This window comes from Moorena producens 3L (assembly GCF_000211815.1).
GTDB lineage: Bacteria > Cyanobacteriota > Cyanobacteriia > Cyanobacteriales > Coleofasciculaceae > Moorena > Moorena producens.
Map to the genome: position 1 here is coordinate 1 of NZ_GL890965.1, position 18318 is coordinate 18318.

14 protein-coding genes, 1 tRNA gene and 3 rRNA genes are annotated in these 18318 nt (G+C 47.7%); 13 read left to right on the plus strand and 5 right to left on the minus strand.

The window, feature by feature from the left end; genetic code table 11:
* Window positions 1-106 precede the first annotated feature (106 nt).
* The 4 genes from LYNGBM3L_RS26420 to rrf all read left to right on the plus strand — a co-directional run bounded on the left by LYNGBM3L_RS26420 (window position 107) and on the right by rrf (window position 5059).
* Window positions 107-1595 (plus strand): 16S ribosomal RNA (locus LYNGBM3L_RS26420).
* 114 nt (window positions 1596-1709) lie between these two features.
* Window positions 1710-1783 (plus strand) — tRNA-Ile (locus LYNGBM3L_RS26425).
* A 222-nt stretch (window positions 1784-2005) separates the two neighbouring features.
* Window positions 2006-4880 (plus strand): 23S ribosomal RNA (locus tag LYNGBM3L_RS26430).
* Window positions 4881-4941: 61 nt separating this feature from the next.
* Window positions 4942-5059: ribosomal RNA gene (rrf, locus tag LYNGBM3L_RS26435) — 5S ribosomal RNA — on the plus strand.
* Together the 16S, 23S and 5S rRNA genes with 1 tRNA gene alongside form the textbook arrangement of a ribosomal RNA operon.
* Before the next feature lie 165 nt (window positions 5060-5224).
* Here the strand turns inward: rrf and ribBA are convergent.
* Window positions 5225-6904 carry a bifunctional 3,4-dihydroxy-2-butanone-4-phosphate synthase/GTP cyclohydrolase II gene (gene ribBA / locus LYNGBM3L_RS26440; protein ID WP_008188638.1) on the minus strand — a complete coding sequence of 560 codons (1680 nt, stop codon included), beginning with the start codon at window positions 6902-6904 and terminating at the stop codon, window positions 5225-5227.
* Between the two features lie 909 nt (window positions 6905-7813).
* On the opposite strand from ribBA, the gene argC reads away from it, so the two are divergent.
* Complete coding sequence (argC, locus tag LYNGBM3L_RS26445; protein ID WP_008188640.1) at window positions 7814-8872, plus strand: N-acetyl-gamma-glutamyl-phosphate reductase; 1059 nt, start codon at window positions 7814-7816, stop codon at window positions 8870-8872.
* Between the two features lie 277 nt (window positions 8873-9149).
* Here argC and eno read toward each other — a convergent pair whose 3' ends face one another.
* On the minus strand, window positions 9150-10448 hold the full coding sequence (gene eno, locus LYNGBM3L_RS26450) for a phosphopyruvate hydratase (RefSeq protein ID WP_008188642.1): 1299 nt from the start codon (window positions 10446-10448) through the stop codon (window positions 9150-9152).
* Window positions 10449-10979: 531 nt separating this feature from the next.
* Between eno and LYNGBM3L_RS26455 the strand changes: the two genes are divergently transcribed.
* The 3 genes from LYNGBM3L_RS26455 (at window position 10980) to dtd (ending at window position 13101) form a co-directional block, all read left to right on the plus strand.
* Complete coding sequence (locus LYNGBM3L_RS26455; RefSeq protein WP_008188644.1) at window positions 10980-11804, plus strand: hypothetical protein; 825 nt, start codon at window positions 10980-10982, stop codon at window positions 11802-11804.
* Between the two features lie 4 nt (window positions 11805-11808).
* A complete protein-coding gene (locus tag LYNGBM3L_RS26460; RefSeq protein ID WP_008188646.1) occupies window positions 11809-12294 on the plus strand; it encodes a hypothetical protein in 486 nt (161 codons plus the stop codon).
* Between the two features lie 345 nt (window positions 12295-12639).
* A complete protein-coding gene (dtd, locus tag LYNGBM3L_RS26465; RefSeq protein ID WP_008188648.1) occupies window positions 12640-13101 on the plus strand; it encodes a D-aminoacyl-tRNA deacylase in 462 nt (153 codons plus the stop codon).
* Here dtd and LYNGBM3L_RS46125 read toward each other — a convergent pair.
* Window positions 13090-13338 (minus strand): hypothetical protein, encoded by a 249-nt coding sequence (locus LYNGBM3L_RS46125; protein ID WP_131827069.1) that lies wholly within the window; start codon window positions 13336-13338, stop codon window positions 13090-13092. The genes dtd and LYNGBM3L_RS46125 overlap by 12 nt on opposite strands.
* 334 nt (window positions 13339-13672) lie before the next feature.
* Between LYNGBM3L_RS46125 and LYNGBM3L_RS49535 the strand changes: the two genes are divergently transcribed.
* Genes LYNGBM3L_RS49535 through LYNGBM3L_RS44355 form a run of 3 tightly spaced genes read left to right on the plus strand, consistent with a single transcriptional unit; the run spans window position 13673 to window position 14803 of the window.
* Window positions 13673-13963 carry an RpnC/YadD family protein gene (locus tag LYNGBM3L_RS49535; protein ID WP_008188651.1) on the plus strand — a complete coding sequence of 97 codons (291 nt, stop codon included), beginning with the start codon at window positions 13673-13675 and terminating at the stop codon, window positions 13961-13963.
* 24 nt (window positions 13964-13987) lie between these two features.
* Window positions 13988-14653 carry a hypothetical protein gene (locus LYNGBM3L_RS26475; RefSeq protein ID WP_008188653.1) on the plus strand — a complete coding sequence of 222 codons (666 nt, stop codon included), beginning with the start codon at window positions 13988-13990 and terminating at the stop codon, window positions 14651-14653.
* Window positions 14654-14665: 12 nt separating this feature from the next.
* A complete protein-coding gene (locus tag LYNGBM3L_RS44355) occupies window positions 14666-14803 on the plus strand; it encodes a hypothetical protein (RefSeq protein ID WP_154659924.1) in 138 nt (45 codons plus the stop codon).
* Window positions 14804-15119: 316 nt separating this feature from the next.
* Here the strand turns inward: LYNGBM3L_RS44355 and LYNGBM3L_RS35110 are convergent, their stop codons facing one another.
* The gene (locus LYNGBM3L_RS35110) at window positions 15120-15623 is read right to left on the minus strand and encodes an ATP-binding protein (RefSeq protein ID WP_008188655.1); all 504 of its coding nucleotides are present in this window, start codon (window positions 15621-15623) and stop codon (window positions 15120-15122) included.
* 2 nt (window positions 15624-15625) lie between these two features.
* Window positions 15626-15775: a hypothetical protein gene (locus tag LYNGBM3L_RS44360; protein WP_154659925.1), complete on the minus strand. Its 150-nt coding sequence runs from the start codon at window positions 15773-15775 to the stop codon at window positions 15626-15628.
* Between the two features lie 391 nt (window positions 15776-16166).
* Between LYNGBM3L_RS44360 and gloA the strand changes: the two genes are divergently transcribed.
* Both gloA and LYNGBM3L_RS26490 read left to right on the plus strand, forming a co-directional pair.
* Entirely contained in the window at window positions 16167-16595 is a 429-nt protein-coding gene (gene gloA, locus LYNGBM3L_RS26485; RefSeq protein WP_044494940.1) for a lactoylglutathione lyase, read from the plus strand.
* Window positions 16596-16848: 253 nt separating this feature from the next.
* Entirely contained in the window at window positions 16849-18273 is a 1425-nt protein-coding gene (locus tag LYNGBM3L_RS26490; protein ID WP_008188659.1) for a carotenoid oxygenase family protein, read from the plus strand.
* Window positions 18274-18318 lie beyond the last annotated feature (45 nt).

Below are 18318 nucleotides of genomic sequence, written 5' to 3' on the forward strand. Positions count from 1 at the left end.
CCTAATTATAGGACAGATTAGCTAAAACTAAAACCTAAAATTCCGAACTGGTTCGAAGTTAACTGTTTAAGTTGACTAAGGGTCAGGGAAAGAAAAAAAACTGAGTACCATGGAGAGTTTGATCCTGGCTCAGGATGAACGCTGGCGGTATGCTTAACACATGCAAGTCGAACGCCCCTTCGGGGGAGTGGCGGACGGGTGAGTAACGCGTGAGAATCTGCCTTCGGGTCGGGGACAACCACCGGAAACAGTGGCTAATACCGGATATGCCTATTGGTGAAAGATTTATTGCCAGAAGAGGAGCTCGCGTCTGATTAGCTAGTTGGTAGGGTAAAGGCCTACCAAGGCAACGATCAGTAGCTGGTCTGAGAGGATGAGCAGCCACACTGGGACTGAGACACGGCCCAGACTCCTACGGGAGGCAGCAGTGGGGAATTTTCCGCAATGGGCGAAAGCCTGACGGAGCAATACCGCGTGAGGGAGGAAGGCTTTTGGGTTGTAAACCTCTTTTATCAGGGAAGAAGAAAGTGACGGTACCTGAGGAAAAAGCATCGGCTAACTCCGTGCCAGCAGCCGCGGTAATACGGAGGATGCAAGCGTTATCCGGAATTATTGGGCGTAAAGGGTCCGTAGGTGGTACCTCAAGTCGGCTGTTAAAGACCAGGGCTTAACTCTGGGCAGGCAGTGGAAACTGAGGAACTAGAGGGCAGTAGGGGTAGAGGGAATTCCCGGTGTAGCGGTGAAATGCGTAGATTTCGGGAAGAACATCGGTGGCGAAGGCGCTCTACTGGACTGCACCTGACACTGAGGGACGAAAGCTAGGGGAGCGAATGGGATTAGATACCCCAGTAGTCCTAGCTGTAAACGATGGATACTAGGTGTAGCTTGTATCGACCCAAGCTGTGCCGAAGCCAACGCGTTAAGTATCCCGCCTGGGGAGTACGCACGCAAGTGTGAAACTCAAAGGAATTGACGGGGGCCCGCACAAGCGGTGGAGTATGTGGTTTAATTCGATGCAACGCGAAGAACCTTACCAGGGCTTGACATGTCGCGAATCCCGGTGAAAGCTGGGAGTGCCTTAGGGAGCGCGAACACAGGTGGTGCATGGCTGTCGTCAGCTCGTGTCGTGAGATGTTGGGTTAAGTCCCGCAACGAGCGCAACCCTCGTTTTTAGTTGCCAGCACTTCAGGTGGGCACTCTAGAGAGACTGCCGGTGACAAACCGGAGGAAGGTGGGGATGACGTCAAGTCAGCATGCCCCTTACGTCCTGGGCTACACACGTACTACAATGGTGAGGACAATGGGCAGCCAACCCGCAAGGGGGAGCTAATCTCATCAAACCTGGCCTCAGTTCAGATTGCCGGCTGCAACTCGCCGGCATGAAGGAGGAATCGCTAGTAATCGCCGGTCAGAATACGGCGGTGAATCCGTTCCCGGGCCTTGTACACACCGCCCGTCACACCATGGAAGCTGGCCACGCCCGAAGTCGTTACCCTAACCCTTTAGGGAGGGGGATGCCGAAGGCAGGGTTGGTGACTGGGGTGAAGTCGTAACAAGGTAGCCGTACCGGAAGGTGTGGCTGGATCACCTCCTTTACAGGGAGACCAACTGAGACCGAATCTTTCGCCAAAGAGGCGAGTTCGTGAATCAGGTCAACCGAGGTCGAAGGGTAGAAGACTAGGCTCTCAAACTAATGATGGTTCGGATACGGGCTATTAGCTCAGGTGGTTAGAGCGCACCCCTGATAAGGGTGAGGTCCCTGGTTCGAGTCCAGGATGGCCCACATCTAAATAACAGGTGAGGCGCGTAGCCAGAAAAGCCAAAAAAAATCAGGACGGAAAACAAGCTCAGCACCGGAACTGCCAGAAAAAACCAGTTCAGGATGCTGGGCTTTGAGTCCAGTAAAGAACCAAGAAAATTGCATAGCGAAGTGTAGAAAAGCCAAAAAGTCGAGCCGCGAGCGAAACGAGAGTAGCGCGAAAAAGCGGTAAAAAAGAACAAGTATGGTCAAGCTACAAAAGGCTAACGGTGGATACCTAGGCACACAGAGGCGAAGAAGGACGTGGTGACCGACGATAAGCTTCGGGGAGCTGGAAACGAGCAGAGATCCGGAGATTTCCGAATGGGGCAACCCAAAAACGGCTGACTGAATCAATAGGTCAGAGCGAGCGAACCCAGCGAACTGAAACATCTTAGTAGCTGGAGGAAAAGAAAGCAAAAGCGATACCCTCAGTAGCGGCGAGCGAAAGGGGCAGAGCCTAAACCATCAGCAATTGCTGGTGGGGTAGTGGGACAGCATTAAGGTAACTGGAAACTAGATCAAGCAGCTGAATACTGCACCAGAGAAGGTGAAAGTCCTGTAGTCGAAAGTGGAAAGAAACCAGTTGAATCCCGAGTAGCACGGGGCACGTGAAATCCCGTGTGAATCAGCGAGGACCACCTCGTAAGGCTAAATACTCCTGTGTGACCGATAGGGAAACAGTACCGCGAGGGAAAGGTGAAAAGAACCCCGGGAGGGGAGTGAAATAGAACCTGAAACCGTTAGCCCACAAGCAATGGGAGGACGATTAAACGTCTGACCGTGTGCCTGTTGAAGAATGAGCCGGCGACTTACAGCCAGTGGCAGGTTAAGAGGGAGAAACTCGAAGCCAAAGCGAAAGCGAGTCTGACAAGGGCGATAGTCACTGGTTGTAGACCCGAACCCGGGTGATCTAACCATGTCCAGGATGAAGCTTGGGTGACACTAAGTGGAGGTCCGAACCGACCGATGTTGAAAAATCGGCGGAGGAGGTGTGGTTAGGGGTGAAATGCCAATCGAACCCGGAGCTAGCTGGTTCTCCCCGAAATGCGTTGAGGCGCAGCGGTTGGGGAAAGCCTGGGGGTAAAGCACTGTTTCGGTGCGGGCTGCGAGAGCGGTACCAAATCGAGACAAACTAAGAATACCAGGTGTAATCCCAACCAGTGAGACAGTGGGGGATAAGCTTCATTGTCAAGAGGGAAACAGCCCAGACCACCAGCTAAGGCCCCAAAATGCGTCCTAAGTGAGAAAGGAGGTGGGAGTGCAAAGACAACCAGGAGGTTTGCCTAGAAGCAGCCATCCTTGAAAGAGTGCGTAATAGCTCACTGGTCAAGCGCTCCTGCGCCGAAAATGAATGGGGCTAAGGACGATGCCGAAGCTGTGGGATAGAAATATCGGTAGGGGAGCGTTCTAAGTAGGGAGAAGCACTAGCGGCAAGCAGGTGTGGACAGCTTAGAAGTGAGAATGTCGGCTTGAGTAGCGAAAACATTGGTGAGAATCCAATGCCCCGAAACCCTAAGGGTTCCTCTGGAAGGCTCGTCCACGGAGGGTTAGTCAGGACCTAAGGCGAGGTCGAAAGGCGTAGTCGATGGAAAACCGGTTAACATTCCCGTACCATCAGTAGTTGAGACCGGGGGACGGAGAAGGCTAACCATCAGCCGGGGAATGGTAGTCCCGGTGCAAGCCAACGAGGTGATGAGGAACGGAGAAAACGTTCTGAGCTAAGTGGCGAGTCCGACCCGCTAAGGCGGGGAAGTGATGGCAGTCAGGCTTCCCAGAAAAGCCCGAAGTCTCATAAACTGTTGATGCCTGTACCCGAAACCGACACAGGTGGGGTGGTAGAGAATACTAAGGGGCGCGAGGTAACTCTCTCTAAGGAACTCGGCAAAATGGCCCCGTAACTTCGGGAGAAGGGGTACCACCGAGAGGTGGTCGCAGTGAAGAGCTCCAGGCGACTGTTTATCAAAAACACAGGTCTCCGCGAAGTCGCAAGACGCAGTATGGGGGCTGACGCCTGCCCAGTGCCGGAAGGTTAAGGAAGCTGGTGAGGGAAACCGTAGCTAGCGACTGAAGCCCCGGTGAACGGCGGCCGTAACTATAACGGTCCTAAGGTAGCGAAATTCCTTGTCGGGTAAGTTCCGACCCGCACGAAAGGCGTAACGATCTGGAGACTGTCTCGGAGAGAGGCTCGGCGAAATAGGAATGTCTGTGAAGATACGGACTACCTGCACTTGGACAGAAAGACCCTATGAAGCTTTACTGTAGCCTGGGATTGGGTTCGGGCTTGGTCTGCGCAGGATAGGTGGGAGGTGAAGAACATGCCCTCGTGGGGGCATGGGAGCCGACGGTGAGATACCACTCTGACGAAGCTAGGATTCTAACCCGAGACCGTAAGCCGGTTCGGGGAAAGTTTCAGGTGGGCAGTTTGACTGGGGCGGTCGCCTCCAAAAAGGTAACGGAGGCGCGCAAAGGTTCCCTCAGGCTGGTTGGAAATCAGCCGAAGAGTGCAAAGGCAGAAGGGAGCTTGACTGCGAGACCTACAAGTCAAGCAGGGACGAAAGTCGGCCTTAGTGATCCGACGGTACTGAGTGGAAGGGCCGTCGCTCAACGGATAAAAGTTACTCTAGGGATAACAGGCTGATCTCCCCCAAGAGTTCACATCGACGGGGAGGTTTGGCACCTCGATGTCGGCTCATCGCAACCTGGGGCGGAAGTACGTCCCAAGGGTTGGGCTGTTCGCCCATTAAAGCGGTACGTGAGCTGGGTTCAGAACGTCGTGAGACAGTTCGGTCCATATCCGGTGCAGGCGTAAGAGTATTGAGAGGAGCCCTCCTTAGTACGAGAGGACCGGGAGGGACGCACCGCTGGTGTACCAGTTATCGTGCCAACGGTAAACGCTGGGTAGCCAAGTGCGGAGAGGATAACCGCTGAAAGCATCTAAGTGGGAAGCCCACCTCAAGATGAGTACTCTCACTCTGTTAAGGAGGTAAGGTCACAGTAAGAACAGCTGTTGATAGGCGTTAGGTGGAAGTTTAGTAATAGATGAAGCCGAGACGTACTAACTGACCGAGGGCTTGACCACAAATTAAAGACAATTTGGCTTTGAAACACTAGCTATGCAATCTTAATGGTTCTAACCACTTCCTGGTGCTTATAGCGCTACGGAACCACACCGACCCCATCCCGAACTCGGAGGTGAAACGTAGCTGCGGCGAAGATAGTTGGTGGGTAGCTGCCTGCTAAAATAGCTCAGTGCCAGGATATATATTATTTTAATAATAGTTAATAGAAAAAGCCTCTTGTCTAAACTGGCAAGAGGCTTTTTCTATATCAAGCAACCAAAGAAATTAAAAGAGATTAAATCATTAGCATGGGTGTTGGGTTAACAAATAAGTAATAACTAATGACTAAAAGCAATAATTGATATTACTCCATGGAGCGATCAAAACTATAAATTTTCTGAGTCGTTAAATTCTCACACACTGAAGATGGTCGCTTAGTCAAGGGAAACTTCTCTCGGTCTAAGAGTATTTGTAAACTAGTCAGTGGATCGTGTCCAGAAGAGACTAGAAATTCCAGGCATCTTAGCTCAGGCCATTCAATCACGCTGTCTAAAATATTAGCGATCGCATTAACATAGGGATGGTCACTAGATTCGTACCAATCTAGTGCTGCTAGCTCAGGCTGATCAAACCCTAAGTGTACCATTAAAGCAGGTTTCTCAAAAACTGCGGACGCTACAGGTCGTGACTCCTCCTGCAATAATAAGTTCTGACTATGAGCTAGAGACCTTAGCTTTTCTAAACGCTGATAACGTTCTGTCACCTGCTGGGGCTGGTCTTGCCAATGAATCGCTACCGTAACTAAATAGGTCTGCAACAGCAAATGACCCAGCTTCTGTGCCTTAGTTGCCAGATAGCTAGAATTGTAGTCATTAGCTTCAATCAACAATGGTACCCGATCGACTACCTCCAATCCATAACCTTTTAAACCAGCGATTTTCCGAGGATTATTGGTAATCAAGCAAATTTTCTTAACTCCTAAATCATTGAGAATTTGTGCTCCCATGCCATAGTCTCGCAGGTCAGCCGGGAATCCCAAACGTTCATTTGCTTCTACGGTATCCAGTCCCATATCTTGCAAGGAATAAGCTTTCAACTTATTCACCAAACCAATCCCTCGGCCTTCTTGCCGCAAATAAACCACGACTCCCTCACTGGAATTCTCAATCATTTTCAGGGCAGCTTGTAGTTGCATTCGACAGTCACAGCGCAGAGAACCCAAGGCATCTCCCGTTAAACATTCTGAGTGCATCCGCACCATCACTTGATGGTCTTTGAACTGAGTCGGGTCTCCTTTTACAACGGCAACATGCTCCGAGTGATCTAACGTGTTGCGGTAAGCGTAAATCTGGAAATTCCCAAAATTACTGGGGAATTGGGCAACGGATTCTCGATAAACAAAGCGGTCATGTTTGAGGCGGTAACTGATTAAATCAGCAATACTGATAATTTTGAGTTGATGCTTATTGGCATACTCAATCAACTCTGGCAAGCGAGCCATGGAGCCATCAGCATTTTGAATTTCACAGATCACACCCGCTGGGTATAAACCTGCCAATCTTGATAAGTCAACCCCTGCTTCCGTATGACCAGCCCGCTTCAATACGCCTCCCTTTCTAGCACGGAGGGGAAAAATGTGACCAGGTCGTCGCAAATCACTGGGTTTGGTTACTGGGTTGATCGCAAACTGGATAGTACGAGCACGGTCTTCAGCGGAGATACCAGTGGTCACCCCTAAGTGGGGTGCTGCATCAATGCTCACGGTAAACGCTGTCTGGTTAGTGTCCGTGTTGTTACTCACCATTAGGGGAAGGTCTAGAGCATCCAAGCGCTCCCCTGTCATCGCCAGACAAATCAACCCTCGTGCTTCCACTGCCATGAAATTAATCATGTCAGGGGTAGCAAATTGTGCAGCACAAATTAGGTCTCCTTCGTTTTCCCGATTTTCATCATCAACCACCACCACTGGTTGACCTGATTTCAGGTCTGCCAGAGCATCATCAATGCTATCAAACTTATACACATCAGTTTTGGGTGATTCCACTTGCTTGCTGCTTTTGTTTAATTATTGAATGGGCTTGAAATCAATGGGAGAATGATTATAGCTCATTTTCCCAAGTTTGACACTTGACATGAGGTGAGATGGGTGCATCTCAATGCCTGAAATTAGGCAAAAATTGCCCCGAAAATTCCCACACTTCCCACACTCCCCCCCCTCCCCACACTTCCTTTTTTACAAATATTCGATGCACCCGGTTAGATGTTCTTGGTTTCTAGTATAGTCTATCGAAGTTCGGCTGCTGGCTTGGTAGATAGACCAGGCTTTTAATCACCAGAAGCAGGTTCCGATGTCAGCGCCTTGTGATTTGGAAAATCACGTAAGCATTCAGCCGTCAGGTATCAGCTAAGGCGCTACAGATGGTGCTACAGATGGTGCTTTTGAATGAAACAGGTAAGTATTCGTTTAATATCAGTTCCCTCCCCTGAGCGAGGAATTTATAGTCTTTGGCTTTGAGTCCGTTGAACTGGTCAGCCGGATAGCTTGTTTTAAGCTGACCGCTAAGGGCTGATAGCTGAATGCTTACGAAATCACAACTGGTCTTGTGCCATTCAAATGTTGCCAATAACTGAGGGATTAGGGTAAACTTAGTCAGTTTTAACGAACCGTTGCTAGGGGATAATTTTTGTTAGTGATCGGATTGACTAACAGATGTGGCAACTGCACAAATAGTGCTAAAACAGGACGTAGAAAACTGAGCCACTGTTCCCAAGACAGTGAATGAAAATGCCTGTGGAGAGGGTCTGACGGGGACTGAGGTTGTTCTTGGTCTAGTCAAGAGTCCCGCAAGCAGGTGTATAATCAGGCCCAAGGTTGAAAATCTCCCACTGAGCCAGCAATTAGCCCTTAGTGGGGGAGGATGTCAAAGCTCTTACCCTATAGGAAAGGAAGATGATGGGGGATTTAGAACGCCTGCCAGTAGGCATAATTGGTGCTTCTGGTTATGGTGGCGTACAACTTGTAAGGCTCTTGATGGATCACCCAGGAGTCGATGTAGTTTATTTGGGTGGAGAAAGCAGTGCTGGCAAGGGATTTGCCGAGCTTTACCCTCATCTAGGCCATCGTGTTAATCTAACCATTGAGCCTATTGACATAAATACTATTGTATCCCGTTGTCAGGTAGTGTTTCTGTCGTTGCCTAACGGTTTAGCCCATAAGCTAGCACCATCACTGTTATCAAAAGGATTAAAAGTTCTCGATCTCTCAGCTGACTATCGATTTAGTAAACTTGAGACTTACAAAAGCTGGTACGGTGGAGAGCGCCACGACCAAGAAACCGCTGCTACTGCTGTTTATGGTTTACCGGAACTGTATCGCGATCGCATTTCCTCTGCCGAGTTAGTCGGTTGTCCTGGTTGCTACGTCACCACCAGCCTGCTCGCCATTGCTCCCCTGCTCAAACAGGGTCTGATTATTCCAGACACTGCGATTATCGATGCCAAATCCGGTACTTCTGGGGGTGGACGCAAGGCAAAAACCAATCTCTTACTAGCAGAAGCTGACAGCTCTCTAGCCCCTTATGGCGTGACCCATCACCGCCATACCCCAGAAATTGAGCAAATTTGCAGTCATTTAGCCAGTCACGAAGTCAGGGTGCAATTTACACCCCACCTCGTTCCCATGGTAAGGGGAATCCTAGCTACCGTTTATGCCACATTGCAGGATCCGGGACTAGTCAGGGAAGATTTATTCACTATTTACACAGCCTTCTACCGCGCCTCTCCCTTTGTCCGGGTGTTACCCAGTGGCACCTATCCCCAAACCAAGTGGGCTTGTGGCACTAATCTTTGTTACATAGGGGTAGAAGTCGATAGCCGAACTGATCGAGTTATCGTTATGTCAGCCATCGACAACTTGCTCAAAGGTCAAGCTGGTCAAGCCGTACAGTGCTTGAATCTGATGATGGGTTGGGACGAAACCCTAGGCTTGCCTCAACTGAGTTTTTATCCGTGAATCGGTTGTGGGACGGATGTGCAGAAGACACCAGATGTAAGGGGAGATAGGAAAAAACCATTCCTCCCACACTCCCCACGAAATAACCTTCAACCTACCCTACAAGGGACGCCAAAGGCGAACAACCTTGGCCAATAGGCACGGGCGTCGCGTTCAACCAAATAACCTTCAACCTCCTAACCAAATAACCTTCAACCTTGGCCAATAGGCCACGCTACGCGTTCAACCTCCTAACCTTAGGCTATTGGCCACGCAATCGCGTTCAACCTCCTAACCTTCAACCCTGACACAGCGGTCCCATGCCACAAGTTCCAGCATAAATGGCGCGATCGCCTAATTCATCTTCAATCCGCAGCAACTGGTTATACTTAGCCACCCGTTCACTACGGCACAGTGAACCTGTTTTAATTTGACCGGCACGAGTAGCAACCGCTAGATCAGCAATAGTAGTATCTTCGGTTTCCCCAGAACGGTGACTAATCACGGAACGGAAACCGTTGCGAGTTGCTAAGTCAATAGTTTCAAGAGTTTCGGTCAAGGAACCAATTTGATTGAGCTTAATCAAGATCGAGTTACCAGCACCGATATCAATACCTTTTTGTAGCCTGGTGGGATTGGTAACAAATAGGTCATCACCCACTAACTGAATACGGGAACCCAGTTTTTCAGTGAGCAACTGCCAATTACTCCAATCCTCTTCGTGGAGTCCATCTTCAATAGAAACAATTGGGTATTGCCCCACCAACTCAGCTAGATAGTTAACAAACTCTTCTGGAGAGTGAGGCTGTCCATCATAGACATACTGAGCGTCTTTGTAGAACTCGCTGGCTGCCACATCCATCGCTAAAGCAATTTGTTCTCCTGGCTTATACCCAGATGTTTCTATAGCCGCAATCAATAAGTCTAGCGCTTCTTTATTTGACCCCAAGTTGGGAGCAAAGCCACCTTCATCTCCCACACCGGTAAGCAATTTTTTCTCTTTCAAAACCTTAGCCAAGGCGGCAAAAACCTCAGCTCCCCAGCGCAGAGCCTCTCGAAACGACTTCGCTCCCACTGGCACAATCATGAATTCCTGAAAATCTACATTATTATCCGCATGAGCACCACCGTTGATCACATTCATCAACGGAACTGGTAGTAGATTAGCTAGTGGTCCACCTAAGTAGCGGTAGAGGGGGAGTCCTTTACTGGCCGCCGCCGCCTTAGCTGTAGCTAGGGAAATAGCTAGGATGGCATTTGCTCCCATAGTCTTTTTGTTGGCCGAACCATCCCGATGAATCATCTTGTGGTCAACCAACATTTGGTTGAGAGCATCGTTTTCCAATAGGTCTGGGCCGAGTTTTTCTTTGATATTCGATACTGCCTTGAGTACCCCTTTACCACCGTAGCGACGGGGGTCATTATCTCGTAGTTCATGGGCTTCAAAAGTACCAGTAGAAGCACCACTGGGAACTTGGGCAATTCCCACGGCACCGTTCACAAGGCGCACTTGGGCTTCTACTGTTGGACGTCCACGAGAATCTAATATCTCTCTGGCATCAATTGCCGCAATTGCAGTTTCTGATTTAGTCAACATGCTTTTTCCTCTAATTATCTAAAGATTGCAACTGCCTTAATCGTTAAATCGCTCTAGGATAAGAAAGGAATGTCACTTCTTTTCAATCTCCTAGTTAATCAATGATGTCAGCCATCTCAGCCCTTAGGAGCTGTGAGCTATCTGCTATCTGAGCTATCTGCTATTAGCTATCAGCTTAAGCGCTACGCGCACGCTACGCGAACAGCCATGGTTTAAAAACTGACTAGTTAGTGCTGATAACTGGGTGCTGATAACTTAATTCTTACGATGAGAGTATGCCACTTTAAGGTCTGGAACATCAACACTACATAGTTTTCTATACCTATAGTATTGTTGATATAATCGCCCTAAATATTTCGACCATACTAATTGTGATATGGCTCACGAAAATTGCTGAAAATAATCACAATTATTTTAGAGTTGGCTCACAACTAACCAAAATTATTTTAAATAAGCTAGGGGAAGACTAGTTAAGATGACTAGGGTTTCGGGACTCTTACTGACCTGTTGTTAAGGGCAATAATATCATCTATGATTTCCTCCCCACTTCAGAAATTTGTGTTTAGACCAGCATTGATTTCAGCAACAGTATTTGCTGGGCTGACGTTACCCGTAGGCTGGTTCGGTGCTCAGCCATTATCCATTAAAGTACAGGAGGAGCAACTATTCTACGGTCATGTGCGAGATGCGGCAACGCCTTACCTGACCTTAGCAACGGTGATTAGCCTGGGAGCTGGTATGGCCAGTGTCGCCATAGCAGGATGGCAACAGTCTGCTCAACAGTCATCCCAACTTCAGTCACAGTTATCAGATTTAGCACAACAAAGTCAAAAAAAGGAAGAATTATTAGAAAAACTTAGGCTTTCAGAATCCCAGCAGAACCTTACTCAACATAAGCCTTTAGAAAATCAGATCGAGAATCAGATAGACAATCAGATAGACAATCAGAAATTGCCACAGCAGCCAATTAACTACACTGTATATACTAGTTCTAGCTTCCAGTCAAACCGTGAACCACTGGTGACTAAGACTCGGTCGAGAGAATATCAACCAGTAGCTAAATCTGCGGTGAAGGGGCCAGCCAAAACCGTTGAGTACATGGGATTGACCTACGGTCACGCTACGCGATTGACCTACGGTCACGCTACGCGATTGACCTACGGTCACGCTACGCGAACGCATCCTGGTGTCGGTAATGGTCAAACCCATACTGGGTTTCAATCCTATTCTGAAGTAACATCATTACCATCGGAAGATATTCAGCAACTTCAAAGTCAGCTGCAACAGGCCAAAGCTCAGATGGAAGCGATGCAAAAGGTTTTGCACAACAAACACTTTGTGTTACTTGAACACTAACGTTATGTCTAGTCCATCACCCATCGACCCCCAACCCCCATCGGGCTCAGAATTCGAGCTAAATCTGCTCAAACAGGAATATTTTTTCCTGCAAACTACTGTAGAAGATTACAACAAACAAATCTGGGTGATTAAAGCCTTGGGGATTACGGCCACTGGTGTGGTTGTGCGCATGGTCTTAAAAGAGAAACAGAATAGCATCGCCCTGATTGGGTGTGCTATTCCCCTGTTTTTCTGGATTCTGGAAAGTCAATGGAAGCACTTCCAGCGCGGTTTCTATCCCCGTTTGGGACAAATTGAGGAAATTTTGACTCAGGAGTTTAACTTGCGCAGTCCAGCTATTTTTACTGGCTGGAGTCGTACCTTTAAGCGCAGTAATGCTCCGAAACGCCAAGGTTATCTTTGGGATGGTTTATTAAACCGTAGCGTTTGCATTACTTATCTGTTAGAAATTGGCTTTCTTTTGGTATTATCGTTAATTAGTTTGTAGGTATCATAAGTTTTTAAGAGGGAACAGCGGATCTGGGAATCGGGAATCGGGAATCGGGAATCGGGAATCGGGAATCGGGAATAAATGGTGGCCTAGTGTGGCGATTATAAATGAGTATAAAATAATTGCTCTGAAGCTTACTAAATCAAGCTTTTATGGATTAAAAAAATCCATTTTTATTAAAATGGCCTTTCGTATTGTTTTATAATCTAATGAGGTCCATAAAATTTTTTTCGACTGCCGACTTTTCTCTTAACTCCTGTATGCTCCCTGTTCCCTATTCCCAGATCCGCTGTTCCCTAAAACCCAAAAATTTGTACCTCAGCCAATTGAGAACTGCTACATATGCGCGTAATCATCCAACGAGTCAAATCCTCTCAAGTCGAAGTAGAAACAACAGTGATTGGGAAAATAGGGCGAGGGCTTAACCTACTAGTCGGTATTGCGGATACTGATACGGAAGCTGAGTTAGACTGGATGGTGCGAAAGTGTCTAGAATTAAGGCTATTTGCTGACGAGACTACTGGTAATGACCGTTGGGAAAAGTCCGTGCAGGATATAGGTGGTGAGCTATTGGTGGTTAGCCAGTTTACCCTTTACGGAGATTGTCGCAAAGGACGCCGCCCTTCCTTTAGTAAGTCCGCTGCTCCAGAATACGCTAGGGGATTATATCAACTATTTGTGGATAAGTTACGGATGAGTGGCTTACGGGTAGAAACTGGTGAGTTTGGTGCGATGATGGAAGTTTCTATAGAAAATGATGGTCCTGTGACACTGTTGTTGGAGAAAGAGGCATCAGTAAGGTAAGGGAACAGGGAATAGGGAACAGCGGATCTGGGAACAGGGAGTGTGGGAAGTGAGATGACTAAGTGGTGCGCCAAAGGTGCCAGCACAAATTTGGTCGAGTTTGCTCCCATATCGGCTTTTGTCGTAACGGAAAAGGCTGGTTTCGGCTCTGTGAATGTGTCCGTGGAGGAAGAAGCGAAATCCAGCAACGGCCAGTTGTTCGATCAATCCAAAGTCAGTAATGCGATGCGTGAGCATTGAGCCGCTACGCGATGAAGCGTTCGCATAGCGTGGCCTACGGCCTCAGCTTCCGCGCTTATGCGATCGCATTACTGATCAGCCTCCTCTGCTAGTGTCCAGTTCAGGTCATGGTTACCAGGAACTAGAACAATTTCCATAAAATTTTAAAATTGTGTACTTAACCTAAGTTATAAATCCTAGAGATTGCTTTCAGTAATTTTAGTATTAATCTCTCCATAGTCTTATATTTTTATATACAAATTTCTACATTTACTACTATGATATAAATAAGATTATTTGTCTCTTTATGATTAGATATTTTTTAGTATTAGTGTAGTATTAAAAGATAGAAATGAACGAACCAATAGCTGACTATGACAATCCTTGTAAAGAAGCATTACAAGCCTATTTTGAGTCATTTTTACAGTTTTGTTTTCCCGAAGTTCACACTCTGATTGATTGGAATCAGACACCCCAATCCCTTGATACAGAGCTACAGCAGATAGTTGGTGCTGCCGAGTCAGGAAAACGGATCGCTGATAAATTATTCCAGGTCTGGCTCTGTGGTGGCAATGAAACTTGGGTGTTGATTCATGTAGAGGTACAAAGCCAAAAAGAATCAACCTTTGCCAAGCGAATGTAGCAATATCATTACAGGGCATTTGACTTGTACGAAAAACCTGTGATTAGCTTAGCGGTATTGGGGGATGAGAATGCGTCTTGGTCTCCATCGTCCTATGAATATGGATTGGGAGGTTGTCGCCTGAGTCTAGAATTTCCCATAGTTAAATTACTCAACTATGAGTCAAGGTGGCAGGTGTTGGAATCGAGTACCAATCCCTTTGCAGTAGTGGTGATGGCTCATTTAAAAACCAAAGCCACCCATAAACAACCGATGGAGCGCAAGCGATGGAAGTGGTACCTGATTCGGATACTTTTTGAACAAGGTTATAGTAAAAACGATATAGTGAAGCTATTCCAATGTATTGACCAGATGATGGCTTTACCGGAACAGTTAGAACAGGAGCTGAATCAAGAACTCGAACGTTATCAGGAGGAAAGACAGATGCCTTTAATTAGTCGAGGGTCAGAAAGGGCAATGAAAAGGGGTCTGGAACAAGGACTTCAACAATCTCGGAAAAGCTTTCAAGGGACAGTAGTTAAAATTTTACAAAAGCGCTTTGAATCGGTATCACCGGAATTGGTGGCAGCGATTAATGGCATAGACGATATCTCTGGGTTGGAACAGTTGATTGATCACTCTCTTGAGAGTAACTCCCTTGAGGAATTTGAGCAGCTATTGGCACAACATCAGGTTAGTCAGGAGAATTGAGCACTATCACAGATGCGATTGGCCGTAGGCCACGCTACGCGATTGACCTTTGGTCACGCGGGGCGCGTTCGCATTTGTGATACCAGGAAACGGGCAAGATGCCCATTCCACATCACTCCCGCCTACTCCCGACTCTCTACAAGTCAATGAAATAATGATCCAAAGCACCAAGTCCGGGACCCTGAGTCTTCTGGTAATCCCTCCGAAACTGAGTCAAATCTTGGTATCCTGCTGCTGACGGTAGCTCGTTCACGCCATCGCTCAGTAACCAGAATTGTCCATCAATAGACCTCTTGCAAAAGTATTTTTCTAATAGTGTTCTTGATGCAGTCGCTCATGGGGGAAACCACGGCAGTCGCTCATGGGGGGAACCCCCAAGACCGCGCTGCCTCCCCAAGACCACTTAGGTGCGCTTTCCGTAGGCGAATTAAATTCGCCACGGGTCGCACCTCTGCATCGCTTTGCGTCAATTCTTGTCCACTGTTCCCAGATCCGCTGTTCCCTGTTCCCGACAACTGCCGCGAAGTCTAAACAATAGTCTTTCAATTTCCGTGGAGTCCAGCAGTACACCATGGCGTTTCACAAAATTCCGTACTAACTCCAGCACCGATGTCTGGTAATATCGCAGTTCCACCAGCACCGGAATTTTTCCTTGTATCCCTTCATCCCCCAACAATCGCACTAAGGCTGTGGATTTGCCTGAACCCGGACGTCCTACCAGCAAGACATGGTCACCAGCATACTTCTGCAATCCTTCTAGGACAGGCAACCGCTGAGTCTCTTCCGGATGCTGGTATCTTTGTGGCTGCTCGGACTTGATGGTTTGCACCATTAGGTTAAAGTTAAACAGCCCAGGAGTCTGTTGCTGCTCCTTGCGCTTGCGGTTTTCGACATCGGTGAGGGTATAAACTTGCCACCATTGGTCGTACTCTTTAGGGATTGATGCTAGATAGGGATCCCAAGTGACCATGTTTAGGGTTGAATCGGGTTAAAGGTTAATTGGTTGAAGGTTGAAGGTTGAAGGTTAAAGGTTATGGGGTTTAAGGGAATCGGGAATCGGGAATCGGGAATCGGGAATCGGGAATCGGGAATCGGGAATCGGAAAATGCGATGCGCGCGCATTGAGCCGCTATGCGAGTCACGCGATGAAGCGTTCGCATAGCGTGGCCTACGGCCTCAGCTTCCGCGCTTATGCGATCGCACTACATGAACTGTGGAATAATCAACTCTATTGTAGACACAAGAAACTGCTAAACTCTGCCATGTATAGTAGAGAGACCTCCAAACCCGACCTTGATCACAATTCGAGGTATAGCGCTGGGTTCTCAATTATATTTCAGATATCAAAACTTATGAGGTAAACAGGATTTTTTCCCGATTCCCGATTCCCGATTCCCGACTCCCGATTCCCGACTCCCGACTCCCGATTCCCGACTCCCGACTCCCTGCTCCCTCTAACAACTGCTATAAAATAGAACCGAATTAGCTAGATTCAAGAGGAGACACTAAGCTAATGCGAATGCTACACACAATGCTGCGAGTCGGCAATCTTGAGGAATCGATCAAGTTTTACTGCGATGTCCTAGGCATGAAGCTGCTCCGTCAGAAGGACTATCCAGGGGGAAAATTTACCTTAGCATTTGTAGGCTACGGGGATGAATCTGACAACACAGTTATTGAACTAACTTATAACTGGGGGGTTGATCAGTACAACATCGGGGATGCTTTCGGTCATATTGCCCTTGGTGTAGACGATATCTACCAAACCTGCAACCAAATTAAATCCCTTGGTGGTAAGGTAGTGCGGGAGCCAGGACCGATGAAGCATGGTTCAACAGTGATTGCTTTTGTGGAAGACCCGAGTGGATACAAGATTGAACTGATCCAACGCAAAGATCAGGAGTCTGCCCAGAAACCAGAAGCGACAGCAGTAGCTGGGTAATAACTATCGGGAATCGGGAGTCGGGAATCGGGAGTTGGGAATCGGGAATCGGGAATCGGGAATCGGGAATCGGGAATCGGGCTAAGAACATTGAGTTTACCTGGTAAATATCAGAAAAGCTATAAAAATGTTTCCTATCTCCCTATCTCCCCATCTCCCTATCTCCCTATCTCCCTATCTCCCCATCTCCCCACACTCTTCCCTACTCCCTGCTCCCTGCTCCCTGCTCCCTTTGACAACTGCTATAGCAACGATGAATCAAGCATCTACAACAAAAGGCTGGGCGAATGCGATCGCAAAACCGGCAACTGAATTTCCGCCTACTGCCCTCCCGGTCATCTCTGGCCAAATCCCAGAAGGGTTGCGAGGTTCTCTGTATAGAAATGGTCCTGCACGGTTAGAGCGAGGTGGTGTAGCTGTTGGACATTGGTTTGATGGTGATGGGGCGATTTTAGCAGTACATTTCACCCCTGCTGGTGCCACAGGAGTTTATCGCTACGTCCAAACCTCTGGCTATCAAGCAGAAGCAGCTGCTGACAAATTACTGTACCCCAACTATGGCATGACAACACCAGGACCAATCTGGAAACGCTGGAGTAAGCCAGTTAAAAATGCTGCCAATACCTCAGTGCTACCATTACCTGATAAATTGTTAGCCCTATGGGAAGGTGGTCATCCCCATGCCTTAGACCTCCAGAGCTTAGAAACCAGAGGCACTGATGACTTATCTGGCCTAGCCCAGGGAGCAACCTTTTCTGCCCATCCCAAGATTGATCCCAAAACTGGAGAGATTTTCAACTTTGGACTGACGGCTGAACTTAATAGCAGACTCAACATTTACAAGAGCAACTCCACTGGCAAAATTATCAAACAAGGGTCAGTACAGCTAGAGGGTTTGCCCTTCATCCATGATTTTGTTCTGGCAGGGCCGTATCTAGTATTTTTTGTACCCCCAGTGCGAGTGAATTTCCTAAAAGTAGCTCTAGGTTGGTGCAGCTATGGTGATGCTATGGAGTGGCACCCAAATAAGTCAACCCAAATTATTGTTGTAGATTGTGACAGCCTTAGTGTAGTCAGTCGCGGTGAAGCAGAACCCTGGTATCAGTGGCACTTCAGCAATGGTTATGTGGAGAAAGATGGCTTGATCGTGATTGATTTTGTCCGTTATGCTGACTTTCAGACCAATCAGTATTTGAAAGAAGTTGCCACTGGTCAAACTAAGACCGAAGCGAAAGGAACCCTGTGGCAAGCCCGACTGAATCCTGACACTGGTCAGGTCGTGCAGTTACAACAGTTGTTGGATAGAAGCTGTGAATTTCCTGTAGTGCCGCAACAGCGAGTAGGACAATACTCACTTCATACTTATTTATCAGTACATCGCGAAGTCGTCGATATTAGTAAAGAATTATTGGGTGCAATTGGATGTTTTGACCACAAAACTGGCACCTTGATTGTGGCTGATTTAGGAGAAAATCGCTATCCCTCGGAACCAGTCTATGTAACGGATAGCCTGAATCCTGACCAGGGTTGGATATTAACAGTGGTGTATGACGGTAATTCTGATACTAGTGAAGTGATGGTATTTGGTAGAAACACCCTAAATCAAGAACCGATATGTCGTCTGGGATTACCAAAGGTTATCCCCTTAAGCTTTCATGGTCAGTGGAAATCCAGGTAGTTATCTTTTAAATTTACCTGATAAATTCCCCTGAACTGTAGTTAT